A 26,871-nucleotide genomic window follows, 5' to 3' on the forward strand; every position below is an offset into this window, starting at 1 on the left:
TTGGATACTTTACAATTCAGACGCAACAGACGTTTACGTACATCAAACACACTACGTTCTATGGTAAGAGAAACTGTTTTGAGAAAAGAAGACTTCATCTATCCGATTTTTGTCATTGATGGAGAAGACATCAATAATCCTATCGCTTCTATGCCGGGTGTGTTCCAGAAATCACTCGACCATTTTGCAACTGAACTAGATGAAGTTGTGTCACTTGGAATTCCCTCAATTATATTATTCGGTTTACCAGCAATGAAAGATGATAGGGGATCGGAAGCTTATTCTGATCAAGGGATTGTCCAAAAAGCCACTCGTTTTGCGAAAGAACGCTATCCTGAACTTATCGTCATCGCAGACACTTGCCTATGCCAATTTACAGACCATGGTCATTGTGGTGTCTTAGAAGGTGGCAAAGTCCTAAATGACCCGTCATTAGAACTACTAGCGCGTACTGCGGTAAGTCAAGCGAAAGCGGGAGCAGACATTATTGCACCATCCAATATGATGGACGGTTTTGTAGCTGCTATTCGTCAGGGATTAGATGCGGCTGGATTTGAAGATATTCCGATTATGTCCTATGCGGTGAAATATGCATCTGCTTATTACGGACCTTTCCGTGATGCGGCGCATTCGTCACCAAAATCAGGCGACCGTAAAACGTATCAGATGGATCCTGCAAACCGTATGGAAGCAATGCGTGAAGCTGAATCAGATGTTGCAGAAGGTGCAGACTTCCTAATCGTAAAACCAGCACTTTCGTATCTCGACATCATGCGGGATGTCAAAGACAATTTCACATTGCCAGTAGTCGCATACAATGTGAGCGGTGAATACGCAATGGTTAAGGCAGCAGCACAAAATGGCTGGATTGATGAAAAAGCAATCGTTCTGGAAACGTTGACAAGTATGAAGCGTGCAGGTGCGGATCTTATTATGACGTACCACGCGAAAGATGCTGCGCGCTGGCTGGGGGAGAAATAATTGGGTAGAACTTATGAAAAGTCGAAACAAGCATTTGCAGAAGCTGTAAATCTTATGCCAGGTGGGGTAAATTCTCCTGTTCGTGCATTTAAATCTGTCAATATGGATCCGATTTTTATGCAGAGTGGAAAAGGCGCTATCATTACGGACATCGATGGCAATGAATATATCGATTATGTACTATCTTGGGGTCCGCTTATTCTCGGTCATTCTGATTCAGACGTAGTTGAAGGCATTAAGCGTGTTGCGGAGACTGGAGCAAGCTTTGGAGCACCGACGTTAGCGGAAAATGAACTTGCGAAACTCGTTATAGAACGTGTTCCTTCAATTGAAATGATTCGTATGGTGTCATCCGGTACGGAAGCAACGATGAGTGCACTGCGTTTAGCACGCGGTTACACAGGTCGTAATAAGATTTTAAAATTTGAAGGCTGTTACCACGGTCACGCTGATTCACTGCTCATTAAAGCTGGTTCTGGCGTTGCAACACTAGGCCTACCAGATAGCCCTGGTGTACCTGAATCTGTTGCAAAGAATACGATTACGGTACCGTATAACGACCTTGAGAGCATTAAAGTCGCAATTCAAGAATTCGGTGACGACTTAGCAGCAATCATTGTTGAACCTGTCGCAGGAAATATGGGAGTTGTCCCACCTGAACCCGGTTTCCTTGAAGGATTGCGTGAGTTGACAGAGAAAAACGGTTCACTTCTTATTTTTGATGAAGTAATGACGGGCTTCCGCGTTGGTTATAATTGTGCGCAAGGTCATTACGGTGTTACACCTGACATTACATGTCTAGGCAAAGTAATCGGTGGTGGACTTCCAGTCGGTGCATATGGTGGTAAACGTGAAATCCTAGAAAACATGGCTCCTGCGGGTACGATTTACCAGGCGGGGACTTTATCAGGAAATCCACTTGCAATGACTGCAGGTATTGAAACGTTGAAAAAATTAACGCCTGCATCATATGACCATTTCATGAAACTTGGCGATCAGCTGGAAGCCGGTTTCCGTGCAGCTGCTGAAAAATTTGATATCCCGCACACAGTAAACCGTGCAGGCTCGATGATTGGCTTTTTCTTCACTAACGAAAAAGTATCAAATTACGACAAAGCGAAAACAGCTGATCTTGTACTGTTCGCTGATTACTATCGCTTAATGGCGGAAGAAGGTATCTTCCTTCCACCATCCCAGTTCGAAGGCATGTTCCTATCGACTGCGCATACTGAGGCGCATATTGAGAAGACAGTTGAAGCTTTCCATACAGTGTTTGCTAAACTTCGCGCATAATAAAGTATTAGTCACAAAGTCAATTCAAAAACAAAAACGACATTCTCGTTAGTTTTAATAGACAATACAGAATCCCCCGACTGAATTACTGGTCGGGGGATATTTGCGTTCGTTTGCTCTGTTTATCCTTCTATCGCGTCAGTGTCGCGCATACAATTGTTTGTGAAGGAATAGAAGGAGGGAACAAGTATGGAGAAAAAACAGTGGTCAATGCAGGAAAGTTTTTATTTCCCAGAACATGCTGGCGTACCGACTGGGGTACAGTCAGTTACAGTGACACCGAGATATACTGAAGAAAGAACAGAAGATGCAGTCCGGTTGACAGGCATTTATCATATTGCTGCGAATGTCGAATTTGACGAAGGGGTGCAGCGGTCGGCGGAATTAGATGATTCATTCATCCTAATTGACGATGTTGAAGTTGACGGCAAAGATGGTTACTTTGAATACGCAGTACCTCTTAATATCGACCTGCCTTCAATAGCGGAAAGCCCATTGGACATTGTAACGACGCAAGCAACAGGTGAAACGGACGGACAAGGTACTTACGGAGTTGTCTGGAATGTGGAATGTACGTACACAGAAGCGGTTGCGATAGTTGAGGAACTTGAGGAAGTGCAAGTAGTTGTTGCGACGCCGATCGTAGTAATTGACAGCACTTCGTTTGACGAGATGGACGAAGTGCTGTCGTTCATTGCGGACCTAACAGATGGAGTTTCGACGACATCATTCCGTTCAAATGATGTTTTTGTAAAGAATGAAGGCTAAGCCGCACAGTAAACACAACAGAAGAAAATCGCCTGTAGTCGGCACAATCAATAACCGTATCAATTGAAAGATGCAAATAGGGATAATGATCCCTTTGCAATAAAATCTACATTTCCGGAGCCAAGGCGGTAATAAGTAAGGGTTATAGCCTCTTCGCATGATGTCATCCTTTCCTAATTTACTTGACGGTTGATAAGATATTCCGTTACAATCAGACTAATTGCATATGGATGCGATGATTGGGATAGTAAGTGAATGGATTAGACTAAAGAGAGGGTTCGAGTGCTGAAAGAACCTGTCGATTATTTACTGAATGTAACCCATGAGCAGTTTCCGTGAAAAAGTATGAGAGCGTATCTCTTACAGTAGCGGAAGCCGGTTTGAAGCCGTTATCGAAGTTTGAGGTGCACAGTTCTTTTATGTGCACGAATAAAGGTGGTACCGCGAACAGCTCCTTCGTCCTTTAAGGCGATAGGAGTTTTTTTTGTGTCCAGTTTTAAGGCGCCAACCCCTCGGGTCACAAGTGATTTCGCTGTGGTGGCTGTAGTACGCCTCCTCGCAAACTCCCTTGTGCCTGTCGGGGCTAAGCGGCGCCTTACACTTTTCATTCCCAAAAATAAAGGAGGAAACAACATGTCAACTGAAAACAACACGTCGATGCCGACGAAATATGATCCGCAGACAATTGAAGCAGGTCGCTACGAATGGTGGCTGAAAGGGAAGTACTTTGAAGCACAGCCTGAAAGCGATAAAACACCTTATACCATTGTTATTCCACCACCGAACGTTACAGGTAAACTTCACCTAGGCCACGCATGGGATACAACGTTACAAGATATCATGACGCGCATGAAACGCATGCAAGGTTATGATGCATTATGGCTTCCAGGAATGGACCACGCGGGAATCGCGACACAGGCTCGTGTTGAAGCAAAACTTCGTGAAGAAGGAACGACACGTTATGATTTAGGTCGTGAAAAATTTGTTGAAGAAACATGGAAATGGAAAGACGAGTACGCAGGCCATATCCGTGAGCAATGGGCGAAACTTGGTTTGGGTCTTGACTATACACGTGAACGATTTACCCTGGATGAAGGACTTTCGAAAGCTGTACAGGAAGTTTTCGTTAAACTTTATAATAAAGGTCTTATCTACCGTGGCGAATACATTATCAACTGGGATCCGGCTACGAAAACAGCGATATCTGATATCGAAGTCATCCATAAAGACATACAGGGTGCTTTCTATCATATGCGTTACCCATTGGCAGACGGAACAGGCAGTATCGAAATTGCGACAACTCGACCTGAAACAATGCTTGGGGACACTGCGGTTGCAGTCCATCCTGAAGATGAGCGCTACAAGCATTTGATTGGCAAAACTGTTACATTACCGATTGTCGGGCGTGAAATTCCGATTATCGCAGACGATTATGTTGACATGGAATTCGGAAGTGGTGCCGTGAAAATTACTCCTGCACATGACCCGAATGACTTTGAAATCGGTAACCGTCATAACCTTCCACGTGTCCTTGTGATGAATGAAGACGGTTCAATGAACAAGCTTGCTGGTAAATACGAAGGAATGGACCGCTTCGAATGCCGTAAAGAAATCGTTAAAGACTTACAGGAGATGGCTGTTCTATTCAACATTGAAGAACATAATCATTCTGTCGGTCACTCAGAACGTAGTGGTGCTGTCGTTGAACCTTATTTATCAACACAATGGTTCGTTAAAATGCAACCACTTGCTGATGAAGCGATTAAATTGCAAGAAGCAGAAGGCAAAGTAAACTTCGTACCAGACCGTTTTGAAAAAACTTATTTAACATGGATGGAAAATGTTCATGACTGGTGTATCTCGCGTCAACTTTGGTGGGGCCATCGTATTCCGGCTTGGTACCACAATGTTACGGGCGAAATTCATGTCGGTCATGAAGCACCTGCCGATAGCGAAAACTGGAGTCAAGACAATGACGTTCTTGATACATGGTTCTCATCTGCGCTATGGCCGTTTTCGACTATGGGCTGGCCGGATCTCGACAACGAAGAATTCAAACGCTATTACCCAACAGATGCACTAGTAACAGGCTATGACATCATTTTCTTCTGGGTATCTCGGATGATTTTCCAAGGAATCGAATTCACGGATCAGCGTCCATTTAAAGACGTATTGATACACGGACTCGTACGTGCAGAAGATGGTCGTAAAATGTCTAAATCACTTGGTAACGGTGTCGACCCGATGGATGTCATCGAAAAATACGGTGCAGATGCACTACGTTACTTCTTGTCAACAGGTTCATCACCAGGGCAGGACCTTCGTTACTCGACTGAAAAAGTTGAAGCCATCTGGAACTTTGCCAATAAAATCTGGAATGCATCTCGTTTTGCGCTCATGAACATGGATGGCATGACTTACGAAGAAATCGATTTAACGGGTGAAAAATCCGTAGCAGATGCATGGATTTTGACACGGTTGAATGAAACAATTGACCAAGTGACGAAACTTGCAGATCGTTACGAGTTCGGTGAAGTCGGCCGTGCACTCTATAACTTCATCTGGGATGATTTCTGTGACTGGTACATCGAAATGGCGAAACTGCCACTCTACGGTGAAGATGAAACAGCTAAGAAAATGACGCGTTCTGTACTTGCATACGTACTCGATAATACGATGCGCCTGCTACATCCGTTCATGCCGTTCATCACAGAAGAAATCTGGCAGAACTTACCGCATGAAGGCGAATCAATCACAGTCGCTGCATGGCCGGTTGCAGATCCTGCGCTTACTGATAAAACGCGTGCAACTGATATGAAACTGCTGATGGATATCATCCGTGCAGTACGTAATATCCGCGCAGAAGTAAATACACCATTAAGCAAAAAAGTTCCACTTTATATTTCAGCTAAAGACGATGTAACTGTAGCTGTATTAGAAGCGAATCGCAGCTACATCGAACGATTCTGTAACCCTGAGACATTAACGCTAGGCAACAACATCACAGCACCAGGTAAATCGATGTCAGCTGTCGTTACAGGAGCAGAACTGTTCTTACCACTTGAAGGCCTACTGAACATCGACGAAGAACTCGCACGACTAACAAAAGAGCTTGCGAAATGGCAAGGCGAAGTGAAACGCGTTCAAGGCAAACTTTCAAACGAACGTTTCATGTCGAAAGCACCTGAAGCTGTAGTTGAAGAAGAACGTGCTAAGGAAAGTGACTACCTACAAAAATACGCTGCCGTTGAGCGTCGTATGCAAGAATTGAAGGAAATCTAATTTGAAAACGAAAAGACCCCGTCGCGATTAGTGCGATCGGGTCTTTTTGTTTGATAAATTAGCCGTGGCGGTCATAACTGCGCTCGTGGCGAGCATAAGCACACCCGTGCCGACCATAACAGAGCTCAAGGCGGTCATAAGTGCATCCATGCCGAGCATAACGAACTCCATGGTGGTCATAACGAAATAGGCGGTCTCTGTTCTGTCGAAATACGAATGTGTGACCATATATTTGGCATATCCACATTAGCTAGTAATTTGAATTATTATTAATTCCATTTTGATTATGAATTATGGAATGTGGTAGTATAGGTTTATATAATTCTATTAATTTCTTATAATATAGGTATAGTCTAGGAGTAAAGCGATAGCGTTGGCTAAAATCAGACTGTTTAAATTGTTTTTTTACAAAATAGTCAACTTATATAGATTGAGATATAAAAATCCCTTCTGATCCACTTCGGCGCTTAGGGGATGCCTCCCATCATAAGCCTGACCGCTGCGCTTTCAGTCTTATGACTACGGCTACCCTTGGTAAGGAGCCTACGTTCTGTTTATATACGTATTCATAAGTTCAACTTAAATAGCACGAATGAAAAGGATGATAGACATGAGTAAGTTAAAACTGAAAAGGGGTATGGGGGAAGGTGGGCTCTCGCTTGTTGAAGTGCTTGCCTCTATTGTTATTTTAACCCTTTTACTAACGACTTTTTTAATGATGTTTCTACAATCAGCTAAAGTTAATAAGGCGTCCGAGCATATTATTGATGCGACGTATATTGCACAGGAAGAGATGGAAAATATATATGCGCTTAGTACGACTATTAAACATAATGCGAAAGAAGGGGCAATTAAAGGTTTGGGTTATACCAATGGATCAATTGAAAGTGGTTGGATTGTATTTGAGAAAGGGTATAATTCTAATGTTTTAATAAAAATTAAATTACAAAATAAAAAGGGTAATATGGATCGTGTAATAGTAGAAGTACGAGGTATACCTGATGATAATATTCAAGCCCAGATGGAAAATCTAGTAGTTTGGGGGGCTGATTAATAATGAGGAAATATCTGAACAATGAAAAAGGACTAACCTTAGTTGAAATCCTTGCCGTACTAATTATTGGCTCAATTATTATGCTATTAATTTCAAACGTTCATTTATTTGGCCAGAAACAATATAAAAGCCAATCAGAAAAATCAAGACATTTATACGATGTTACCTATGCGGCGAAAGTGATTACCAAAGAAATTAGGAAAGTTGATGAGAGTGGCATAGCAAATGTTGATTCAAAGCGTGATCATATCAAATTGACAAGTGTTATTGAGTATAAATATAATAGTGCGAATAAATCTATTGAAAATAAAGATGGAACGATTTTAGTTAAGGATATTGAAAATTTTGTTGCTGAGAGGTTAGATAATCAAGTAGATCTCGAGATTATTAGTAAAACCGGTGAAAAAGTTAAAACTAAGATCGTATTAAGAAAGGGTGATTAATTTGAGGAAATTGCAAAAAAGAAATCATCTTCAAACCAACAATAGTGGATTCACCCTTGTTGCTGTATTAATGGTACTTGTGGTTTTAACTGTCCTTGGACTAAGTATTCTGATGATCACTTCGAACTTTGTGAAAATAACGGCGGGAGAGCGGGATGATCAATCTGTATTTTATGTTGCGGAATCCGGTGTTGTTGATAAAGTCTATGATATTAATGAAGTTGTAAAAGTCGCATTCCAAACTGTAAAAACAATATACAATAACTTGCCAATTATTGAAAAATCAACATTCGATTTCGTAGGAAGATTCTACTCGGAAGTCGTGTCCAAGGTAGATTTATCACCTCGAACAATGTCGTCATTTGAGTCAAGCTTCGGTAATAATCCTTTAGCTTCGATAACAGTGACACTAAAGAGTACCAACCCACCGGTATTTGAAATTGAATCTGTAGGGACGATTGGCAATAAAAATCGCACAGTTTCACAGGAAGTTAAAGTTTTTTTAGAGCCGAGTTTGATTGAGGGGCCGGGGATTTCAGGAAATATGGCGTTATATGTTAGTAAGACTATCAGATTAGATGGAAGTGTAAAGATACACGGAGATGCTGGTACGAAATCTAATAATCCTGGTGATGTGACATTTAGTGGAGGAGGAGCGGTTACCGGTAAAGTGATTCAAGGTGTGGGGAATTTTGTTGAATTACCACCGTTTCCTAGATTCCCTATATATAATATACCGAAAAATCAGGAAATTATGAACAGTAATGGGAATAAGACTGATTTAGTAAAAGACGGAAAGTTATTGATAGGAAACTATATAACAAATGGATATACACTGAATATGAGTAGCAATATGGAATTTAAGGAAATACTCCTTAACGAAAATAATACACTAATAATTAATGTAGGAGATACTAATAGAGAGATTGTGGTTGATCATCTAAATATGACTAATGGACATATTAAAATAATTGGCGCCGGAAAACTAACTATTTATGTAAAAAATAAAATGACAATGGGATCAGGAAGTACAATAAACAGCAATACTGGTGATGTAGAAAAGTTGCAAGTTTATCAAAAAGGTTCTAGTCCAATAAATTTAAGTGGATCCCAAAAAATATTTGGATCACTCTTCGCAGAAAGTGCAAATATTAATATCGGTGCTGGTGGAGGTTTTCACGGGAATATTATTTCTGGAGGTACTGAAGTAAAAGTGGATGGTGGAGCAAGTGTGAACACTCAATTATTCTTGGTGCCTAATGCTAAATTTACTTTAGCTGGTGGTGGAAATATTAAAGGTTCGATTATTGCAGATTCGTTTATTGGAACAGGGGGTGGGTCTGTTACTTACGATGTTATAAGTCCGGGTATCGGGTCTGGTAGTTCGATAAAGGACTATGGTAATGGAGAAAATTTAATCCTTAAGAAACAGTTAATTGAGAAATAGAAATTTGGGGTAACTGTGTCTAAAGCAATTTAGTTATTTCATTATTAATTTGGGATACAAGCCAATCTGGATATTCGGTGCCAATCTCTCACTCAACAGGTACTCAGATGTCAAACCGAATATGTTAACTAATGCAGAAAGTGCATAGTTCTTTGATACAACGTAGCGAATACTATTACAGCTCTTCGTGATTTAATGAGCGAAAACCATATCCCGAATGATGTGGAATTTGGGGATTTCGCTCATATTGAATTCGAATTGAATGTCCAAAAGGTAAATCCTTGGCGCCAGTCACTCATTCAATTACTACATATATTGAACAAATGTCTCCAATCAAAAATTGAGCGAATTTGCCTTTCGGGGGGAGCTGAAGTCATAAGCCTGATAGTTGCGCAGCGGTCAGGCTTCCCCTAAGCGCCGCAGCAAATTTGAAGAGAATCTGTATTTCAACCTCATCTCTGGTAACACTCACATAATTAAAATAACAAAAAAAAGATCAGACATCTACCCAGATATCTGATCTTTTGCATGTTTATTCAAGTAGCTTGTCTTTATGTTTGCACAAAATGCTTGTCACTAACTATCTTCCGGAAAGCTTCTCTTTAATATATCCCATCAATTTCTCAGCCACCGAAAACTCATGCGTAATATACAGTGACCTTGCCCCGACAGGATCCTCGATTTCATTCAACAGCCATCTTCCATCCGGTAACAATATGAAGTCAATTCCGACATAATCGCTTTTTATTGCTCGGGAAATAGTTTTTACATCTTTTTCCTGCCAACTGGAAAGTATGTACTTTTCGACCGAGCCACCGAGCGTGTAGTTTGATTTGAATGAACCGTTACCAGTGCGTTTTACGGCTCCGACGACTTCATTGCCAATCACAAATACGCGTATATCTCGGGCGCCGGATTCGATGAAGGGTTGGACAATTAGTTTTCGGTCGTGGAACTTGTTGAAAAACAACTCTGCGTCCATGGCCGATGTGCAAAGGAAAACTTCGTCCCCACCATGACCATCGACGGTTTTCAACACACAAGGATACGAATTTATGTCACCAATTGAACGAATCTTTCTCGTCGGAACAGCCGGAACACCAAGCAGGGTAGCAAGTTCAAATGTCTGCAATTTATCATTCGCAATTCGATTTACTTCAGCACGATTGAATAGCCTTGAACCTTCCATCTCAAACTTGGTTGCTCGCTTCGTATCGCGGTCCCTGAAAAGAATGAAATCTGCATCGGAATCTGGCTGATCATCTCCAATTAGTAAACGAAGTTCTATCTCGAGTTTTCCTGACTCAATTATTAATTCATCAATAAACGCATGATTTCTAACTGATTCAGCCGCTGAATAATAAACGTAACCCTTCACTCTAGCTTCCTCAAGATATACGCAATCATTGCATCTGCAACATTAATACCTGTAACATTATAAATGTTGCGTATGTGAGCTGCTGCATTGACTTCACAGACGAGGGGCTCCTCATTGTCACCAAATAGTAAGTCGACACCAGCAAACTCTGCACCGACAGCATGAGCGGCTTTAATCGCTAACGCTTTTTGTTGGTCTGTTAGTTCGATTACTGTTGCCACACCGCCATTCGTAATATTTGCTCGGAAATCAGTTTCAGAGTGACGGTGCATTGCGGCTACTACCTCATCTCCGACGATGTTTACTCGGATATCACGTCCTCTGCTTGTTTCGATGAATTTCTGAAATACATAGTCGATGCCCCGCAATTCATCCGTCTTTTCATAAAACTGCTCTTTCGTTTCAATCAAATACACTTTCATACCGAATGAACCGTGACCTTCTTTAATAATCATCGGTAAGCCAAGACGCTCTAACACTAGTTCATAGTAACCTGAATCTTTGATGGTGAAATTCGGATACACTTTCGGTGCAATGATAGTTTCAGGCATTGGAATGCCTTGCCTAGAAAGTTCGAGATACTGTTTTGCTTTGTTATCGCATGTTTCAATGACATCGGGGTCATTGAAGACAGGAATCCCCGCATTTTTAAGGAAATTTGCGAGAAGAATATCTTTATCCAAAAAGATAACAAAATCTGGGCGATTGTCAAAATTCGTTTCCAAATTCATCATCACTTCATAGTTTTTCTTAAGTTCAGTTTGTATTCCCGCGCGTTCCGCTGCTTCTTTCATCAGCTCAGCCTGATCCTTAAATTTATCGCTTGTCAAACTTCCATTATAAATAACCCAACAACTTTGCATTAGGAACCCTCCGAGAATGATATACTTTTTATAACTAGATTCTAACATACGGAGGGATAGTTTTGATTCCAAAAATGAATGTATATAAAGAACGATGGGGAATTGATAGTGATAATTCGATTAAACCAGGTTTGGAAGCTGTGCTAGAAGCGCTGTCTAAAGTGGGGCATCCAGAAAAACAATTGCAAGTCATCCATGTAACAGGGACGAATGGAAAGGGTTCTACGATTGCCTTTATGGAAGCTATTTTGAAAGAGCATGGTTTGTCAACGGGTGTCTTTTCGTCGCCCGCAATCATCGATATACATGATCAGATACGCATCAATGGCGAGGTGATAAAAGAAGAGGAATTGGATAAAACGTTCTGTGCGATGAAAGAAGCGGGATTAAGCGGTCTACTGACGGATTTCGAATTACTTACTATCGCTGCTTTCGTGACATTTGAACGTCTTGCACCAGACTATGTATTGCTGGAAACGGGGATGGGTGGTTTGTTGGACAGTACGAATGTCGTGGTGCCACTAGTTTCTGTAATTACCTCGATTGCACTCGATCATACTGCTTTTCTCGGGACGACAATAGCGGAAGTGGCGGCGCATAAAGTAGGTATTATAAAAGAGGGGATTCCTGTCGTAATAGGACCATTGCCTGATGAAGCATTCAAAGTCGTTCACGAGATTTCAAGTCGACAAGGGAGCCGGCTTATTATTTATGGTGAGCAGTTTGATATGAAAGATGAAAAATTTTGCGGAACGAAAATATTTCAGTTGGCGGGGCGGAAGATGAAAGGTCATCATCAAGGTGTTAATGCGGCAGTTGCCATTCAATCACTTCTTGCGTCGGGCATTCAGCTTGATGAAGAAGCAGTCTCTAGGGCTGTTGCTACAACGCAACTTGCACATCGTTTTCAAGAAATATCCCCTGGTGTTTTTATGGATGGCGCGCATAATCCGGCAGCAGCTAAAGTACTTGCAGAAACGATTCGATTGGAGTTTCCAGGAGAAAAAGTAGACTTTGTCATAGGCATGCTGAAGGGGAAAGATATCGAAAAGACGCTGAATGAACTAATACCAGTTGCTGCCTCATTTACTTTTCTGACGTTCCCACATCCTCAAGCGGCTAGTGGGGACCAATTAATGGAATATTGCCAACATCAAGAAAAAAGGGTGACAAATTTTGAGAGTGATACTATAATATTAGAAAAGGGTCTAAGTGGTAAAAAAGTAGTGACAGGGTCACTGTATTTGATATCGGGTATAATGAACTAGTTTCGTCGATGATTGATATAATTATTCATAGACACTAGTGACAGTCGATTGTATGTTTGATAAAATTATTATATGTTCTGTATTTTTTGATTTGGTAAATTAGGAGTGGATAATGTAATGGCGGTTACAATGAGGTCCACTATGCGTTATTTCATTTTATGGTTATTTACTGTTCCATTGGGATTGATTTATGTTTTCTTGAATTATCCACCAGGGCAAGTGAATTGGATAAATATAGTTGTTTTTACTGTTTTCGGTTTTCTTACTGTCTATTACCCTATATTTAGAAATGGTACCCCTGTCTTCCTGGTTTTGTGGGTGACGGTGCCTGTTTTTTTAATGCATGGGATTTTTATTGAAATGATTGTTATGCAAATTGCGATCTTGGCAAATATCTTCTCATTATCGAATAAATTGCCTTCGTTGCAACGATTTTTCATTAACTCTACGCTATTTTTCTTCTTATCAATTATCGCTGCCATCGCTTTTGGTTTGGCAGGCGGTGAAATTGGTTCGATCGATTTTTGGCCAGTTTTCATTGCGGTTTTCTGCTATCAGGTGGTTCATACCGTATTCAATGATTTCGTTCTGAAATTATTGGCAGTGTACAAAGGAGTTGACTCACGGTTCTTTTCGAAAGGCCTATTGCTGGATTATGCGATGGTCCTAGTCGTCTTGCCCTTATCGCTTACATTATATTATTTACTGCAATTTGTCGGGGTGGGTGCATTTCTTTTGCTTGGAATTCCATTTTTCTTTATTTCGTTAGTTATCCGCCTTTATAATAATTCGGAAAAAATCAACGAAAAATTGAAACAAGCTGGTGACATCGGACATGGACTTTCAGTTTTGCTGACGGAAAAGAATGTTATTGACCAATTTGTCCTGAACGTATCGGACATGTTTGACGTAGAGTACATGTATCTATTTGACCATCAAGACGGTTGGCTTGAGCTCTTACGTTCGTTCGAACATGATAAATTCATCGAGATTGATTTTGCCGATTTAACTGCTGGACAAGGGATTGCAGGGATGGTTCTTGCACAAAATAAGCCACTCATTTATTCGGAAAGGAAAGAATGGGAATCGATATCAAAAGATTATTCGCCTGATGGAATGCAAAGTGTACTTTGTGTACCTATTTCACGAAACCAGGAAATCGAGGCGGTTCTGTTTATGGCTTCGGATCAGAAGTCATACTTTGATGAATATCAGTTAAAAATCTTGGACTTATTGTGTTCTTATTTTACTGTTTCGATAGAGAAGGCGCGTTATATGGAGGAAGCTGTCACAAAGAATGAGCGTTGTGCGTTAACGAAGCTTTATAATTACAGGTTTCTTGAAGAACAGTTAGTGTATGAAATGGACAGGCTAAAAAACAAAGAGATAGACAGTCTTTCGGTCGTTATGCTTGATATCGATCATTTTAAACAAGTGAATGATAGATATGGACATCAAAGCGGGAATGATATCCTTTATATGTTTGCTAGGAAACTTGAAGCGGCACTTCCTGTTGGAGGAACAGTTGGCCGCTTTGGCGGAGAGGAATTTGTCTACATATTACCCGATATGACAAAAGCTGATGCAGTTAATTTTGCCGAATATCTGCTGGATGAAATCGGTGGACACGATTTTACAATCATTCCGGATTTGGTCGAAGACATACAGCCACTTATCGTCCATATTACATCCAGTATTGGTGTTTCGTCGGCTCCTGGAGATACAGATGAAGCCATGGTACTTTTACGCAATGCGGATCGTGCGCTTTATTTGGGGGCAAAACAGGCTGGACGTAACAGAGTAGCTGAATATGTAAAGTGAGTTATTTCAAGGAGGTGTCGGATGATTGGAAATATCTAAAAGGTTTCAGATTATCACCTTTATAATATGGATTATTATCGTTCCTCCCGGCATCTATCTTGCATTCACTTTATTTCCCTCAAGAGAAATTGATTGGTTGAATCTGAGTATTTTATTCGCGCTATTATTCGTAACGATGACTGTGCCATTGCAGTTGAAAAATATGACAATTTCTATGGAACGTTGGATTACGTTCACAGTCTTTTTTCAATACGGTGTATTTGCAGAGTTTGTATTTACGCAGATGGCTATGCTTATTTTACTTTTTGGCAAGAAAACAGATTTGCCAATCATGCAACGTTTCTTCGTGAATTCAATGATTTTTACGCCAATCTCGCTAGCGAGTGGAGCTCTATTTCATTACGCAGGTGGTGTAATAGGGTCTACGGACTTCGTGAATATCTGCCTATTTGGGCTTCTTTATGCGACCAGTTATACAGTTATCAATAGTGCTTTGATGCAATTATATCTATACTTTGAACTTGGAACATTTTCTTTGAAAGAAAAGTTTGTCATATGGGATTTCATCTCTACAATGATGTTGTTTCCGATCAGTATATCTTTTTATTTTCTAAATGAATATTTTGGTAATAACGCATTCATTTTAATGGGTATTCCATTCCTTCTCGTTTTAATAATCGCAAGAAGGTACAATCAATCCGATAATATGAATGACAAACTTTCATCTGCTGGTATTATCGGGCATGAACTTGCCGATAGGCTAGGCTATGAAGATGTGATCCGAACGTTCATCGAAAAACTGAAGGATGTAGTGCCCTACGATAACGCATATATTTTGGATCTACGTTCCGGAGAATACCTGATTACACTAATGGGTTCTGAAAATAATGTTATTACAAAAAACTTGAAGAACTTTTCGTATTATCCTGGAAAGTCTAAGTGTGATGGACTGGATATTGACGTGACAAGAATATTGTCGACGAAAAAAGAAATAAGGTCACTGACAAACTTCGAATTTACGCAAGGAGTGGAATGTGTTATGACCGCTCCAATCCGACGAGATCAGAAGACGGAAGGATTTCTTATTTTAACGTCCAAGCGTAAGAAAATATTTGAAGCACTTGACTTGAAAATAGTTGACGTTTTAACAGGGTATTTTGCAATTTCATTAGTGAAAGCTCGCTTATACGAAAAAACCATAAAACAAAGTGAACGATGCGGTTTGACCAAATTGCATAACTTCCGCTATCTTGACAGGAAATTAGAGGAAGACGTCATTCGTTATCATACAGGTGAAATCGATTCACTTTCCGCCGTCATCTTGGATATCGATCACTTTAAATCGATCAATGATACATATGGACACCAAAGTGGGAATGACCTGTTGTGTGCGCTCGCGACGATTCTTAAGACATATGAAGATTTGGACATCACTCTTGCTAGATACGGAGGCGAGGAATTTGTCTTCATCTTACCGAATATTGATAAAGATGAAACGGTCAAGCTTGCTGAAGAAATTAGGAGTGAAGTGGAATCGACTATATTCCGAGTAAACCCGGATCTTTCTAATGGACGGGAGCCTCTTGATGTCCGTATGACCGTTAGCATTGGCATTGCTAATGTACCTAAAGATGCTGCAGATGCAAAAGAACTTTTGCGTAATGCCGACCGAGCGTTGTACATAGGCGGCAAGCAAGCAGGTAGGAATAAAGTAGGAGTTTATGGAAGGGACTTCGTTGAAACATTATGATACTAAATCGTTGATTGTCTTTTAGGTATTGAACAAACGAATACCTATATAAAATAAGCCAAGGTATCCTCTACCTTCATAGAGAAATCAACGTATATATTTAATTTACAGAAAAAGACCGAGAAATCGGTCTTTTTCTGTATCTTTCTTCCATTGTGACAATCTTTACCGTGACAAACTGTGTCGAATCTATGATAATAGTAATGAGAAATGAATGAGTAAACATAGTAACTCTACACGATTACATTGTTCTAATTTAAAATAACCTATGAACTATAAAATGAGTAAGGGGAGACCCCATATTGGAATATATCATTCTATTAGTAGCTGCGATTTTATCCTTTCCTATAGTAATTTATATAGTTCGTCGGAAACGAATAAGTAATCGATTTATAGTGGGAACGATTGCTGGATTATGTATATCTTTTATAGGTCTCATAATGCAAGGCGCATTTGATCCACTCTATGTCCTAGCAGTAATGTTCGGACTCGCATTCGCTGTTTCAGTGTTGTTAGACAAGCGGTCTGAACCGGAAGTAGTAATCGTTTCTGAGCGCCCCGTGGTAAAAGTTATTCCTCGTGAAATTACCAAATCTAACCGAATCAATGCGAATGAAGAAATAGCTGCGACAGTGAACAAGGAAGTTGATTTTGCGATGGAACCGATTGAGGATGATTTGAATCTATGGATGAGCGCAAATCGAGAAGAAATTGATAGTGGGCAGAAGGAGTTTTACGATAGAAAGGAGCGTTCTGATGAGAAGTAAGGGATTTTTAAATACGTTTATTATAGTCTTGTCGTCAACGCTCGTTTTCTACGGTTTTTCTTCTGTTGGTGCCCTCGCATTTACTAATGTATCATCAAAGGATTTTGGGGATGAAACCTTTGTTGGTCCTTTCGATATCTCAAGACAAAAAGAACAAGCTGTGAAAGAGCAATTAAGAACAGATTTCATAACACTTCAAACGGATTTTGCTGTCGATTTAACTTATCAGGATATCACTGTTGCAATGCCTGTCGAAGTAGTTACTTTTGACGTAGAAAAAACGGTTGAACAATCAAATTCAGGTAAAGAAAATCCGATTGTCGCATCAGTTTCAGTCGATGGACTTCGAACGATACTAACACAGCAGTTTTCTTCAATCCTGTTTACTGAGGATAGTATTCAATCGATTGCAACGGGTATCGAACGGAAGTTAGAAACAGGTATTATGCCACTTAATGTTCACATTACGGATTACTCGGACTTCACGGAAAAAGAAATCGCAACATCGTCAATTGCAGTAACAGAGCCTTCGACTTCATTCATGAATTTAATCAATGCATTAAATGGTACAGAAATCACATCTTTTGCAACGTTTTCTTTATTTGATTTCATTAAAAATAATGAGGTTGGTCTCGTTTCTGATGAGGAACTAACGGTGCTTGCATCTGTTCTTTACGCGACAATTTTGCAGACGAACTTTGTTATTGATGAACGCAATATAGGAAGTATACTAGCCCCTTTAGCAGAACCGGGATTCGAGGCGGCGATTAATGAGCAACTTGGACTGAATTTCATCTTCACGAATCCGAACAAGACGGCTTTCCGTTTACATATTCAATCTGATAAAGGGAAAATTGTTTCGTCAATTATCGGTATGCCATTACTCTATTCCTACTCCCCGTTTGTCGGACAACTAGAATCATTCGAGCCAAAAACAATACAGCAATTCAGTGCATTTGTACCAGATGGACAAGTACGTGTAGCTGATGAAGGCAGAAAAGGAATGGAAGTGGAAGTTCACCGAACGATTTCATACGAAGGCTCGGTAGTAGAGGATGAAATGATTTCATCTGATTTTTATGCTCCGATACCTAAAATTGAACTCCATCCATTGAAAAAAGATTCGCAACAAACTTCCGAAAGTAGCAACGGAGGAACAGTTGATTTACAGGACAATCAAAATTCTGCCGATTCCCAAAATGTTTTGGAGTCTAATGATGATAAAGATCCTTCACCATTAAAAGGCGAAGACGAGAAAGAAGTTCAGTATGATAAAGGTGGAAATATAATTGAGTAGGCGTTAGAACGGAATGGGGGGATAGCATGTCGACTACACGTAAAAGACTTGGTGACCTGCTCGTTGAGTCTGGTCTCATCACAAATGAACAACTGCAAGCAGCATTGAGTGAAAAACCACGCGATCAGAAACTTGGCGACTCGCTACTTCAATATGGTTTTATCACCGAACAGCAACTGATTGAAGTATTGGAATTCCAACTGGGCATTCCACACGTCAATTTGTTTAGATACCCTTTTGATCCTAAACTTTTTAATGTTGTCCCGAAAGAATTTGCGAAACGTAATTTGCTTGTCCCGTTGAAAGCCGAAGGGGACAGGCTTTTTGTCGCAATGTCAGACCCGATGGATTATATTACGGTCGATAATTTGCGGTTGTCTACTGGATTCCATATCGAAACTGCGATTGCTTCAAAAGATGATATAATGCGGACTATTTCAAAGTATTACGATGAGGAATCATTTGATGAGCTTTTCATCGAACAAACAACTGAACAGATTGAACAGCAAGATGAGTTGACAGATTTAGATTCCCCAATCGTCCGACTTGTCAATCAACTCATGTCTTCGGCAATTACGCAAAAAGCAAGTGATATCCATTTCGATCCACAAGAGCATCAGGTAGCCATACGCTTCCGGATTGACGGTATGTTGAAATCGGAACGTTTTTTACCAAAGCATATGCAAGCGATGATTAGTGCGCGTATTAAAATTATGGCAAATCTCGATATTACAGAACACCGGATACCTCAAGATGGTCGAATCAAGACGAATGTCGATTTTCGACCGATTGATCTTCGTGTTTCTACGTTGCCGACAGTTTACGGTGAGAAAATTGTCATGCGTATTCTGGATCTCAGTAGTTCTTTGAACGACCTGACAAAACTCGGTTTCAATAAGTTGAATCTGGACCGGCTTCTTGAACAAATTGAAAAACCAAATGGAATTGTCCTTATTTCAGGGCCTACTGGATCGGGTAAATCGTCAACTCTTTATGCCGCTCTTAATAAATTGAACAAAGAAGAAGTAAATATAATTACAGTAGAAGACCCGGTTGAGTATCAGCTAGAAGGAGTAAACCAAATACAAGTGAACCCAAATGTCGGATTGACATTCGCGGCAGGTCTTAGGTCGATTTTGAGACAAGACCCGGATATCGTTATGGTTGGAGAAATACGTGACCGTGAAACAGTTGAAATTGCGATTAGGGCATCATTAACTGGTCATTTAGTTCTCAGTACAATCCATACGAATGATTCCATAGCTACGATTACTAGGATGTTAGATATGGGAGTCGAACCGTTTCTCGTAACTTCATCGCTGAATGCGGTGATCGCCCAACGCCTTATTCGCCGCGTCTGTCGTGATTGTGGACGGGAAATGGTTGCCTCTAGTCGCGAAGTGGAGATTTTTGCGAAGCGGGGCATCACGATAGAAAAAGTGATAAGAGGTTCCGGCTGTGCAGTATGCAATATGACTGGCTATCGTGGACGGATTGCAATTCACGAAGTGCTTGTTTTAAACGATGATATGCGAGACGTTATTAATAAAGGCGGTTCGACGGCGGATTTGAGAGAAATTGCAATTCGCAATAAAACGATGTTTTTGATGGATGACGGTTTATTGAAAGTGAAACAAGGGATTACGACGACAGAAGAAGTATTGCGCGTCGCATTGATTGAATAGGGGTTTTGTACATGAATAGGAAGATTGATGAACTGCTAAAGACCGCGTTTAAGTTAAGTGCTTCAGATATCCATTTAACAGTAGATGTACCTCCGATATTTAGGATTCATGGGGATTTAAAACGCTATGGTGATGTGTCGATCGATAAACAATTTACTGAATTAGTCGCACAATTGACGATTCCGAATAAGATGTATCCAGACTTTGTAGAGCATGGGCAAATTGATTATTCCTATGAAGTACCTGGAGTGGCCCGTTTTCGTGTCAATGTATTTCAGCAACGCGGCTCCATATCACTTGCTTTTCGGACAATACCAACGATAATACCGACAATCGATGACTTGCAATTACCAGAAACGTTAAAAAAATTGGCGGAGACGCAGCAAGGACTCATCCTTGTGACAGGGCCAACTGGGTCGGGTAAATCGACGACACTTGCAGCGATGATCAAATATATGAATGAAACAATGCGCAAGCATATCATTACGCTGGAAGATCCGATTGAGTATATGCATGCGCATGGTACTTCGATTATTGATCAGCGGGAAATAGGCTTTGATACGGCTTCTTTTACATCAGGGTTACGGGCGGCGCTTCGCCAAGATCCAGATGTCATCCTTGTCGGAGAAATGCGAGATTTGGAAACAATATCGACAGCAATCACTGCAGCTGAAACGGGGCACCTTGTTCTCGCTACACTACATACATGGAGTGCGGCATCTACAATCGATCGAATTATTGACGTATTCCCACATGGTCAACAATCGCAAATTCGTGTCCAGCTTGCCGGCGTTTTGACATCCGTTATTTCACAGCGGTTATTCCGAACAGCTGACCGCGAAGGACGACGCGCTGCGACGGAAGTAATGATTAATAATCCTGCAATCGCAAACTTGATACGTACCGAAAAAGTACATCAGATTCCTACAATCATTCAAACAAACCGTGCGGCTGGAATGCATATGATGTCATCTTCCGTCCGAACCTTCCTTGACCAAGGTATTATTTCGTATGATACCGCCATTCCGTACTTGGAGGGGGATGAATAACGATGGCTCGTTTCAAGTATGAAGGACGCGATGCAAAAGCAATTCGGACAGGTGTAATCGTGGCAGTGGACAAGCGTGAAGCTGCTATAAAATTGAAGAGTCAGGGAATCCGTGTGACGAACTTAACTGTACAAGCAGAAACTACGCTGACAAAAGAAATCGTCATCGGAAAACCCGTGAAACGAGAACATTTAATCATGTTTCTCCGTCAATTCTCAACACTTCTCAGAGCGGGTGTTACAATCATCGATGCTATTCGGATACTGTCACTACAAGTCGAATCGAAACCGTTTCAAAAGATACTGATTACGGTAAACGATGATTTACGTGGAGGCGGTTCATTGTCGGGGGCATTTACAAAACACCCGAAAGCGTTCGAACCAATCGTTGTCAATATGATTCGGGCAGGCGAAATGTCCGGTACGATTGATGATTCACTTGATCGCCTTGCTGATCATTTTGAAAAATCACATCAGTTGAGACAAAAAGTGGTCTCGGCTATGTCATATCCACTTATCGTGGCAGTTTTGGCAATTGGAGTCGTCATCTTTTTATTGACGACCATCGTACCGATGTTTGTCGATATGTTTGCTAGTTTCGGAGGAGAGTTACCTTGGATTACGCGTTTCGTTATGAGCGCGAGTACTTTTGTGACGACTTATTGGTACTTGCTTGTTTTATTCGCGGTGATTGTTGTGGGTGGGATTTGGATGATGAGACGCAATAAAGAAGGAAAACTGCTGTTGGACACTTTTCTTTTGAGGCTACCGATATTTGGTGACATCATGAAGAAGTCTGTTTTGGCAACAATGACAAGGACATTGAGTTCGTTGTTTGCTAGTTCAGTTCCAATTTTACAAGCGATGTCCATGACCGAAAAGATCGTAGAAAACGAAGTCATTTCGCGAGTGATTGCCAAGTCCAAAGAATCGCTAGAACGCGGTGGCTCGTTGACGGAGCCGATGAACGGACATTGGGCGTTTCCACCATTAATTCCTCATATGATTGCCATTGGTGAGCAAACAGGCTCTTTGGACTCGATGTTGGCCAAAGTTGCTGATTTCTACGAGAAGGAAGTAGAAGCAGCTACGGATCGGTTGAAAGCTTTAATAGAGCCTTTAATGATTGTGCTGTTAGCGGGCTTAGTTGGGACTATTGTCTTAGCTATTATGATGCCGATGTTCGAGATGTTTAATAATATAGATGGAATGTAGGAGTTAATTTCAATAATTAGTAAAAAAGACGTATTAATTTTGATTTAGTAGTTTCATATTTTATCGAATTAGGTATAATTAAGATGTAAGCAGAATAAAAAGAGCGAAAAAGGGAGGAATTACACATGAAGAAATTTTTACAGAAACGGTTAAACAATGAAAAAGGGTTAACGCTAGTCGAATTATTGGCTGTTATTGTTATTTTGGGGATTATTGCAGCGATTGCGATTCCATCGATTGGTGGAATAATTGAAAACTCACGAATAAAAGCAGTTAAAGCTGATGCGCAAAACGTATTATCGGCTGCTAACATGTATTTCACTGAAAATCCAGAAGGGACTTCACCAGTAACCATTGCAACATTAAAAACAGAAAAGTTTTTAGAGGATGAAGGTAAATTAGAATCCGGCGTAACAGTGACTAACAATCAAGGTGAATCAAATACTATTAGTGGGAATGGGAAGGCTGGGAATAAAACTGTGGTATTCACTAATGCCACAAATAAGCAAATTACTGACAGCAAGAATTCCTTAACTGTGCCTGCTCCAGCAACTCCGTAATAAAGTTAATAGATAAAAATACAGCAATTTGACTTTAAAAAGATAAATATAGGAGCTGTTCCCATGTCCATATTCACCCGCCGCAAGCGCACCGAATCCATGACAATTGAAGAAGATGCAGTCAGGTTTGTCAGGCTGAAATCTATTGATCCGCTCGTTATCGACGTTGCGGAGGAAGTTTCGCTTCCACCGAACGTCGTTGTCGAAGGGAAGATTGTCGATTCTGAAACGCTTGCGACGATATTGGACGGGGCTATTGAACAGTGGGGAATCTCCAAACGATCCGTCCAATTCCTCGCCCCGGATCAATATGTTATTATCCGCAAAGTCCCATACCCCGATGATGTCATGAAGGATGAATTGAAGGGTCATTTCTTCATTGAAATTGGCTCAACGCTTTATCTTCCGTTCGATGATCCTGTCTTCGATGTCGTTCCATACCTACCAAACACCGAAATGAATGAAGCGATTATCATTGCGTCAAAAGAAAGTGTGTTAAACCGGTACGAAGAGGTTCTGAAAGAAGTGAAACTGGACCCTGTAAAAGCTGACATTACGCCACTTGCTTTGTATCGTCTTGCGTTTAGACAGCACTCATTTACAGGTAAAGAACACGTTCTTCTAGCAGACTTGAAAGACGGTAAACTGACGGTATCTATTTTTCATGAGCATTTTCCACTCTTTATGCGACCAGTTGATCTGGAAAATTCGACGGATTTATCCGTTGTGACAGATATGAATATAAAAGTGGGCAATGTCACGCCTTCGACCATTGTAATGGAGTTAGAAAAACTCATTAATTTTTACCGCTATAATATGTGGAACGGAGCCGCTTCCATTACCCATCTTCTCGTGAATGGGGAGTACTCCCAAATGGGTGAATTACTCTCTGGAATCAGAGAACGGCTGACCGTCCAAGCGGATGTATTGGTTAAGGAACCTTTACAACTTGCGACAGGGGAAGAGCTGCCAGCTCGCTTTAACCGTACAATTGGGTTGGCATTGAAAGAGGTGTAGTCATGTTAGTCGATATTAATCTATTACCTGAAAAAGAGAAGGAGCGCTCGACGCTTCTCATCGCTGCACTGGCTATTCTCGGTGCAGCTGTTCTTGTATGGGTGGTTTTATTCATGCTTTCTACTATTCTGGCAAAAGAGACAGCAACGCTTGAACAACAGCTAATAGTGCTACAACAAAGCCAGGAAGAAATCCGTTCTGAGCTCCAACAAACCGAATCGGGTGACGAGAAAAAAATGCTCGCATCGACTGTAGATTGGGCGGAGGACTATCAGTTTGATACCGTTCCCCTTTTACATGAACTTATAAATGTATTGCCAGAACGTGGATTTTTCCAGACGTTTGATTTTACAGGCCCCAATTTGGCAACGGTGGTTGTCCAATTTGATACAAAAACAGACAGCGCGTATTATTACACACGATTGAAATCATCGCAGTCTATATCAGAGATTCATCTTGATTCTGTGAAAGTTAATAATGAAACGACTGAAGAAACTAATCCGTCAACAGATGTTCTGCCGCGATATCTGGCTACTTATTCGATCTTATTTACCGATCAACGGATTGCGGTAGAAGGGACAGCTGGAGTTGACGAGGCAGAAAGTTCGGATGAGGGGGATGATACGGGTGACTAATTTGACGAAACGCCAAAAAGAAACTGCCCTAGTCGTCCTTTCCGTCTTGTTATTCATTTCGCTTGCGGCCTATTCTTATTTCATATTGTATGTACCTGTTAAAGAAACGAATGAGCAGATGAAACTCACGACTTCCAATGAACGGGACGTGTTGTTTGCCCTCCGCAAACAGTCCGCGGCTAAAGGGCAGACTGATACGACCAGTTCACAGCCATTACAGCGTAAGGTTCCGTCAATGCCGTTAGAAGATGCCGTTCTTCTCCAAATTGGTAAAGCGGAAATCAAATCTGGCAGCGAAGTACAAGACATAACATTTGCGCAAGGGGGATTTATCATGGAAAGTCCTCTTGAAAATGTTGAAAATGTTAACCAACTGTTGACTGAAGTAGTTCTTCAATCCGACTCGTACACGGGGATCGAAAAATTCGTCGACGAAATTGAGAAAATGGAACGTATTTTTATCATTGATTCAATCAATATTAATGTGCCTGGTGAAATTCGCGACCAGCAATTGGAAGAAGGAGTGATAGAGATGACGGTGGCATTTTCCGCTTTTTATCGTCCTGATTTAGTAGGATTACAGCACGAGGTACCGAAAATTGATGCACCACAGGCTAGTGAAAAAATTGATCCGACGCCTTTCAATGATGGCGTGGAAGAAGGGGATACCAAATGACGATTGTAATTACAAGCCTGTTCTTCATCTACGGAATCGTCTTCGGTTCTTTCTTCAACGTCGTTGGCTTACGCGTTCCGAAAAAAGAATCAATTGTATCACCACCTTCCCATTGCACAACTTGTGACCGGAAACTGGGGCCTCTGGACCTGGTACCGGTCTTTTCTTATCTATTCCTAAGAGGGAAATGCAGGAAATGTGGCTCTAAAATCAGTCCCATTTATCCATTCATGGAATGTATGACAGGTATTCTGTTTGCGCTGTCATTTTATATGCTAGGTTTCAGTGCGGAACTTATCGTCGCAATTTTATTTATGTCGCTTCTTGTCATCATAACGGTGTCAGATATCGCGTATATGCTAATCCCTAATAAAGTGCTGTTGCCGTTCGCTGTCGTGTTGTTTGGGGTTCGATTGTTTATCCCCTTAGAGCCAAGGTGGGATAGCTTCCTGGGGGCTGTTGTAGGGTTTGCTGTGCTATATCTCATTGCGGTTGTGTCGAAAGGGGGCATGGGTGGTGGGGATATCAAGTTATTTTTCGTTATCGGTCTTGTGCTAGGTGCGGTAAATACGTTATTAACGCTGTTTCTAGCGGCGCTCATCGGTTCTATTGCTGGGCTTATATTGTTAAAACGGACTGGGCAAGGACGGAAAACGCCTATCCCCTTTGGCCCTTCAATCGCGTTGGCCGCTATTATAGCTTACTTTTGGGGAGCTGATTTTGTCGGTTGGTATGGCAATCTATTCTTTTAAGTCGATAAATTTATTGGAACAAGGCGACACACGTCTTGTTCTTTTTCATGTCCACTCTGATACGGTTAAACATAAAAGTACCTTAGTGAGGGTTGATTTATGCCCTTAAGCACCAAGGCGCTGGATAAACTTAAAACGGGGTGGTTAGTAATGAAATTTGGGAAACGCTATTCGAAAATTACGGTTTTCATGGCGATGCTACACGGTGTCCTCATTGGTGTTGCAGCCGTTGCAGTGATTGGTCTAATTCTTGGTGGGACAACTGGAAAAGACGAGGGCAACATAAGCGGTAAAGAGTTACCTGCATCCGGTCCAGCACCTGTTGAAAATTCAGCAAAGCCTGACGAGGAGCCGTTAGCATTATTTGCAAAGCAACATGGCGCATTCTCTTCCTCGGAATCTGCAACTCTATTTATCGCAGAAGATCCAACTCTTTCGAAAGCGGCAGTCATTAAGGTGGATGATAAATTTTTAGTCTGGACAGCCGTTGGATTGCTGGAAAGTGAGATTGATGCCAGTTCAACTGAAGGTACATATCGGAAAGCGTTTATGGCAGACACTTTATCCTGCGGGGCTATTGGAGCTGGGAAATTACGCGAAGTCCTTTCTCAAACAGAAATGTCCAAAATTAATTATTTGGAGGAAAATCAGAAAGAAGCGAAAGTTGACGAAAAGTCCAAGGCATTTTATAAAAATGTAGCCGCTATTACAACGTTTACGAAGGACATACGTATCGTCAGACTACTTCTTCTTTCCCATTATTCCCATACAGAAAGCTGCGTAAAAGTCGCTTTTTGAGGGGGAAAAGGGGACGAATTTGAGTTTTGAAGATTTCAATGCAATTTCCTCAAATCCTTTTATCCAGTATGAT

General features: G+C 41.0%; 23 protein-coding genes and 1 other annotated feature. Of the genes, 21 read left to right on the plus strand and 2 right to left on the minus strand.

Annotation, left to right across the window (positions count from 1 at the left end):
- The 7 genes from hemB (at position 1) to FQ087_RS03245 (ending at position 9,268) form a co-directional block, all read left to right on the plus strand.
- Positions 1 to 981, plus strand: a complete 981-nt coding sequence (gene hemB / locus FQ087_RS03210) for a porphobilinogen synthase (protein ID WP_149579104.1) — start codon at positions 1 to 3, stop codon at positions 979 to 981.
- Positions 982 to 2,274 carry a glutamate-1-semialdehyde 2,1-aminomutase gene (gene hemL / locus FQ087_RS03215; protein WP_149579105.1) on the plus strand — a complete coding sequence of 431 codons (1,293 nt, stop codon included), beginning with the start codon at positions 982 to 984 and terminating at the stop codon, positions 2,272 to 2,274.
- A gap of 189 nt (positions 2,275 to 2,463) precedes the next feature.
- A complete protein-coding gene (locus FQ087_RS03220) occupies positions 2,464 to 3,042 on the plus strand; it encodes a hypothetical protein (RefSeq protein ID WP_149579106.1) in 579 nt (192 codons plus the stop codon).
- 226 nt (positions 3,043 to 3,268) lie between these two features.
- Positions 3,269 to 3,509: a binding site (T-box leader), on the plus strand.
- 166 nt (positions 3,510 to 3,675) lie between these two features.
- On the plus strand, positions 3,676 to 6,324 hold the full coding sequence (locus FQ087_RS03230; protein WP_149579108.1) for a valine--tRNA ligase: 2,649 nt from the start codon (positions 3,676 to 3,678) through the stop codon (positions 6,322 to 6,324).
- 610 nt (positions 6,325 to 6,934) lie between these two features.
- A complete protein-coding gene (locus FQ087_RS03235; protein ID WP_149579109.1) occupies positions 6,935 to 7,378 on the plus strand; it encodes a hypothetical protein in 444 nt (147 codons plus the stop codon).
- 2 nt (positions 7,379 to 7,380) lie between these two features.
- On the plus strand, positions 7,381 to 7,821 hold the full coding sequence (locus FQ087_RS03240; RefSeq protein ID WP_149579110.1) for a PilW family protein: 441 nt from the start codon (positions 7,381 to 7,383) through the stop codon (positions 7,819 to 7,821).
- A gap of 1 nt (position 7,822) precedes the next feature.
- Complete coding sequence (locus tag FQ087_RS03245; protein ID WP_149579111.1) at positions 7,823 to 9,268, plus strand: DUF7305 domain-containing protein; 1,446 nt, start codon at positions 7,823 to 7,825, stop codon at positions 9,266 to 9,268.
- A 580-nt stretch (positions 9,269 to 9,848) separates the two neighbouring features.
- On the opposite strand, the gene FQ087_RS03250 is transcribed toward FQ087_RS03245, so the two are convergent.
- A complete protein-coding gene (locus FQ087_RS03250; RefSeq protein ID WP_149579112.1) occupies positions 9,849 to 10,646 on the minus strand; it encodes an ATP-grasp domain-containing protein in 798 nt (265 codons plus the stop codon).
- Positions 10,643 to 11,509: an ATP-grasp domain-containing protein gene (locus tag FQ087_RS03255; protein WP_149579113.1), complete on the minus strand. Its 867-nt coding sequence runs from the start codon at positions 11,507 to 11,509 to the stop codon at positions 10,643 to 10,645. The genes FQ087_RS03250 and FQ087_RS03255 overlap by 4 nt, the downstream gene beginning before the upstream one ends.
- A 62-nt stretch (positions 11,510 to 11,571) precedes the next feature.
- Between FQ087_RS03255 and FQ087_RS03260 the strand changes: the two genes are divergently transcribed.
- The 14 genes from FQ087_RS03260 to FQ087_RS03325 all read left to right on the plus strand — a co-directional run bounded on the left by FQ087_RS03260 (position 11,572) and on the right by FQ087_RS03325 (position 26,798).
- Entirely contained in the window at positions 11,572 to 12,777 is a 1,206-nt protein-coding gene (locus tag FQ087_RS03260; protein ID WP_149579114.1) for a bifunctional folylpolyglutamate synthase/dihydrofolate synthase, read from the plus strand.
- Positions 12,778 to 12,894: 117 nt separating this feature from the next.
- Positions 12,895 to 14,598, plus strand: coding sequence for a sensor domain-containing diguanylate cyclase (locus tag FQ087_RS03265; protein ID WP_149579115.1), 1,704 nt, complete (start codon positions 12,895 to 12,897; stop codon positions 14,596 to 14,598).
- Between the two features lie 25 nt (positions 14,599 to 14,623).
- Positions 14,624 to 16,348, plus strand: coding sequence for a sensor domain-containing diguanylate cyclase (locus tag FQ087_RS03270; RefSeq protein WP_149579116.1), 1,725 nt, complete (start codon positions 14,624 to 14,626; stop codon positions 16,346 to 16,348).
- Between the two features lie 302 nt (positions 16,349 to 16,650).
- Positions 16,651 to 17,115 carry a hypothetical protein gene (locus tag FQ087_RS03275; RefSeq protein WP_149579117.1) on the plus strand — a complete coding sequence of 155 codons (465 nt, stop codon included), beginning with the start codon at positions 16,651 to 16,653 and terminating at the stop codon, positions 17,113 to 17,115.
- The gene (locus FQ087_RS03280; protein WP_149579118.1) at positions 17,105 to 18,412 is read left to right on the plus strand and encodes a VanW family protein; all 1,308 of its coding nucleotides are present in this window, start codon (positions 17,105 to 17,107) and stop codon (positions 18,410 to 18,412) included. The genes FQ087_RS03275 and FQ087_RS03280 overlap by 11 nt, the downstream gene beginning before the upstream one ends.
- A gap of 26 nt (positions 18,413 to 18,438) precedes the next feature.
- The gene (locus FQ087_RS03285; protein ID WP_149579119.1) at positions 18,439 to 20,097 is read left to right on the plus strand and encodes a GspE/PulE family protein; all 1,659 of its coding nucleotides are present in this window, start codon (positions 18,439 to 18,441) and stop codon (positions 20,095 to 20,097) included.
- An 11-nt stretch (positions 20,098 to 20,108) separates the two neighbouring features.
- Positions 20,109 to 21,146 carry a type IV pilus twitching motility protein PilT gene (locus FQ087_RS03290; RefSeq protein ID WP_149579120.1) on the plus strand — a complete coding sequence of 346 codons (1,038 nt, stop codon included), beginning with the start codon at positions 20,109 to 20,111 and terminating at the stop codon, positions 21,144 to 21,146.
- A 2-nt stretch (positions 21,147 to 21,148) separates the two neighbouring features.
- Complete coding sequence (locus tag FQ087_RS03295; protein WP_149579121.1) at positions 21,149 to 22,360, plus strand: type II secretion system F family protein; 1,212 nt, start codon at positions 21,149 to 21,151, stop codon at positions 22,358 to 22,360.
- Between the two features lie 125 nt (positions 22,361 to 22,485).
- Positions 22,486 to 22,920 (plus strand): prepilin-type N-terminal cleavage/methylation domain-containing protein, encoded by a 435-nt coding sequence (locus FQ087_RS03300; RefSeq protein WP_149579122.1) that lies wholly within the window; start codon positions 22,486 to 22,488, stop codon positions 22,918 to 22,920.
- A 63-nt stretch (positions 22,921 to 22,983) separates the two neighbouring features.
- Entirely contained in the window at positions 22,984 to 23,937 is a 954-nt protein-coding gene (pilM, locus tag FQ087_RS03305) for a type IV pilus biogenesis protein PilM (RefSeq protein ID WP_149579123.1), read from the plus strand.
- A gap of 2 nt (positions 23,938 to 23,939) precedes the next feature.
- Entirely contained in the window at positions 23,940 to 24,572 is a 633-nt protein-coding gene (locus FQ087_RS03310; RefSeq protein WP_149579124.1) for a fimbrial assembly protein, read from the plus strand.
- Positions 24,565 to 25,248, plus strand: a complete 684-nt coding sequence (locus FQ087_RS03315; RefSeq protein ID WP_149579125.1) for a pilus assembly protein PilO — start codon at positions 24,565 to 24,567, stop codon at positions 25,246 to 25,248. Before FQ087_RS03310 ends, FQ087_RS03315 begins: the two co-directional genes overlap by 8 nt.
- Entirely contained in the window at positions 25,245 to 26,000 is a 756-nt protein-coding gene (locus FQ087_RS03320) for a prepilin peptidase (protein WP_149579126.1), read from the plus strand. Before FQ087_RS03315 ends, FQ087_RS03320 begins: the two co-directional genes overlap by 4 nt.
- 150 nt (positions 26,001 to 26,150) lie before the next feature.
- Positions 26,151 to 26,798 (plus strand): hypothetical protein, encoded by a 648-nt coding sequence (locus tag FQ087_RS03325; protein WP_149579127.1) that lies wholly within the window; start codon positions 26,151 to 26,153, stop codon positions 26,796 to 26,798.
- The last annotated feature ends 73 nt before the right edge of the window (positions 26,799 to 26,871 follow it).

Source organism: Sporosarcina sp. ANT_H38, from assembly GCF_008369195.1.
Lineage (GTDB): Bacteria > Bacillota > Bacilli > Bacillales_A > Planococcaceae > Sporosarcina.

Coding starts and splice junctions, on each gene's coding strand:
- FQ087_RS03325 (WP_149579127.1), top strand. CDS start 26,151: ATGAAATTTGGGAAACGCTATTCGAAAATTACGGTTTTCATGGCGATG.
- FQ087_RS03220 (WP_149579106.1), top strand. CDS start 2,464: ATGGAGAAAAAACAGTGGTCAATGCAGGAAAGTTTTTATTTCCCAGAA.
- FQ087_RS03310 (WP_149579124.1), top strand. CDS start 23,940: ATGTTAGTCGATATTAATCTATTACCTGAAAAAGAGAAGGAGCGCTCG.
- FQ087_RS03280 (WP_149579118.1), top strand. CDS start 17,105: ATGAGAAGTAAGGGATTTTTAAATACGTTTATTATAGTCTTGTCGTCA.
- FQ087_RS03235 (WP_149579109.1), top strand. CDS start 6,935: ATGAGTAAGTTAAAACTGAAAAGGGGTATGGGGGAAGGTGGGCTCTCG.
- FQ087_RS03290 (WP_149579120.1), top strand. CDS start 20,109: ATGAATAGGAAGATTGATGAACTGCTAAAGACCGCGTTTAAGTTAAGT.
- FQ087_RS03320 (WP_149579126.1), top strand. CDS start 25,245: ATGACGATTGTAATTACAAGCCTGTTCTTCATCTACGGAATCGTCTTC.
- FQ087_RS03300 (WP_149579122.1), top strand. CDS start 22,486: ATGAAGAAATTTTTACAGAAACGGTTAAACAATGAAAAAGGGTTAACG.
- FQ087_RS03285 (WP_149579119.1), top strand. CDS start 18,439: ATGTCGACTACACGTAAAAGACTTGGTGACCTGCTCGTTGAGTCTGGT.
- FQ087_RS03295 (WP_149579121.1), top strand. CDS start 21,149: ATGGCTCGTTTCAAGTATGAAGGACGCGATGCAAAAGCAATTCGGACA.
- FQ087_RS03255 (WP_149579113.1), bottom strand. CDS start 11,509: ATGCAAAGTTGTTGGGTTATTTATAATGGAAGTTTGACAAGCGATAAA.
- FQ087_RS03230 (WP_149579108.1), top strand. CDS start 3,676: ATGTCAACTGAAAACAACACGTCGATGCCGACGAAATATGATCCGCAG.
- FQ087_RS03240 (WP_149579110.1), top strand. CDS start 7,381: ATGAGGAAATATCTGAACAATGAAAAAGGACTAACCTTAGTTGAAATC.
- pilM (WP_149579123.1), top strand. CDS start 22,984: ATGTCCATATTCACCCGCCGCAAGCGCACCGAATCCATGACAATTGAA.
- FQ087_RS03265 (WP_149579115.1), top strand. CDS start 12,895: ATGGCGGTTACAATGAGGTCCACTATGCGTTATTTCATTTTATGGTTA.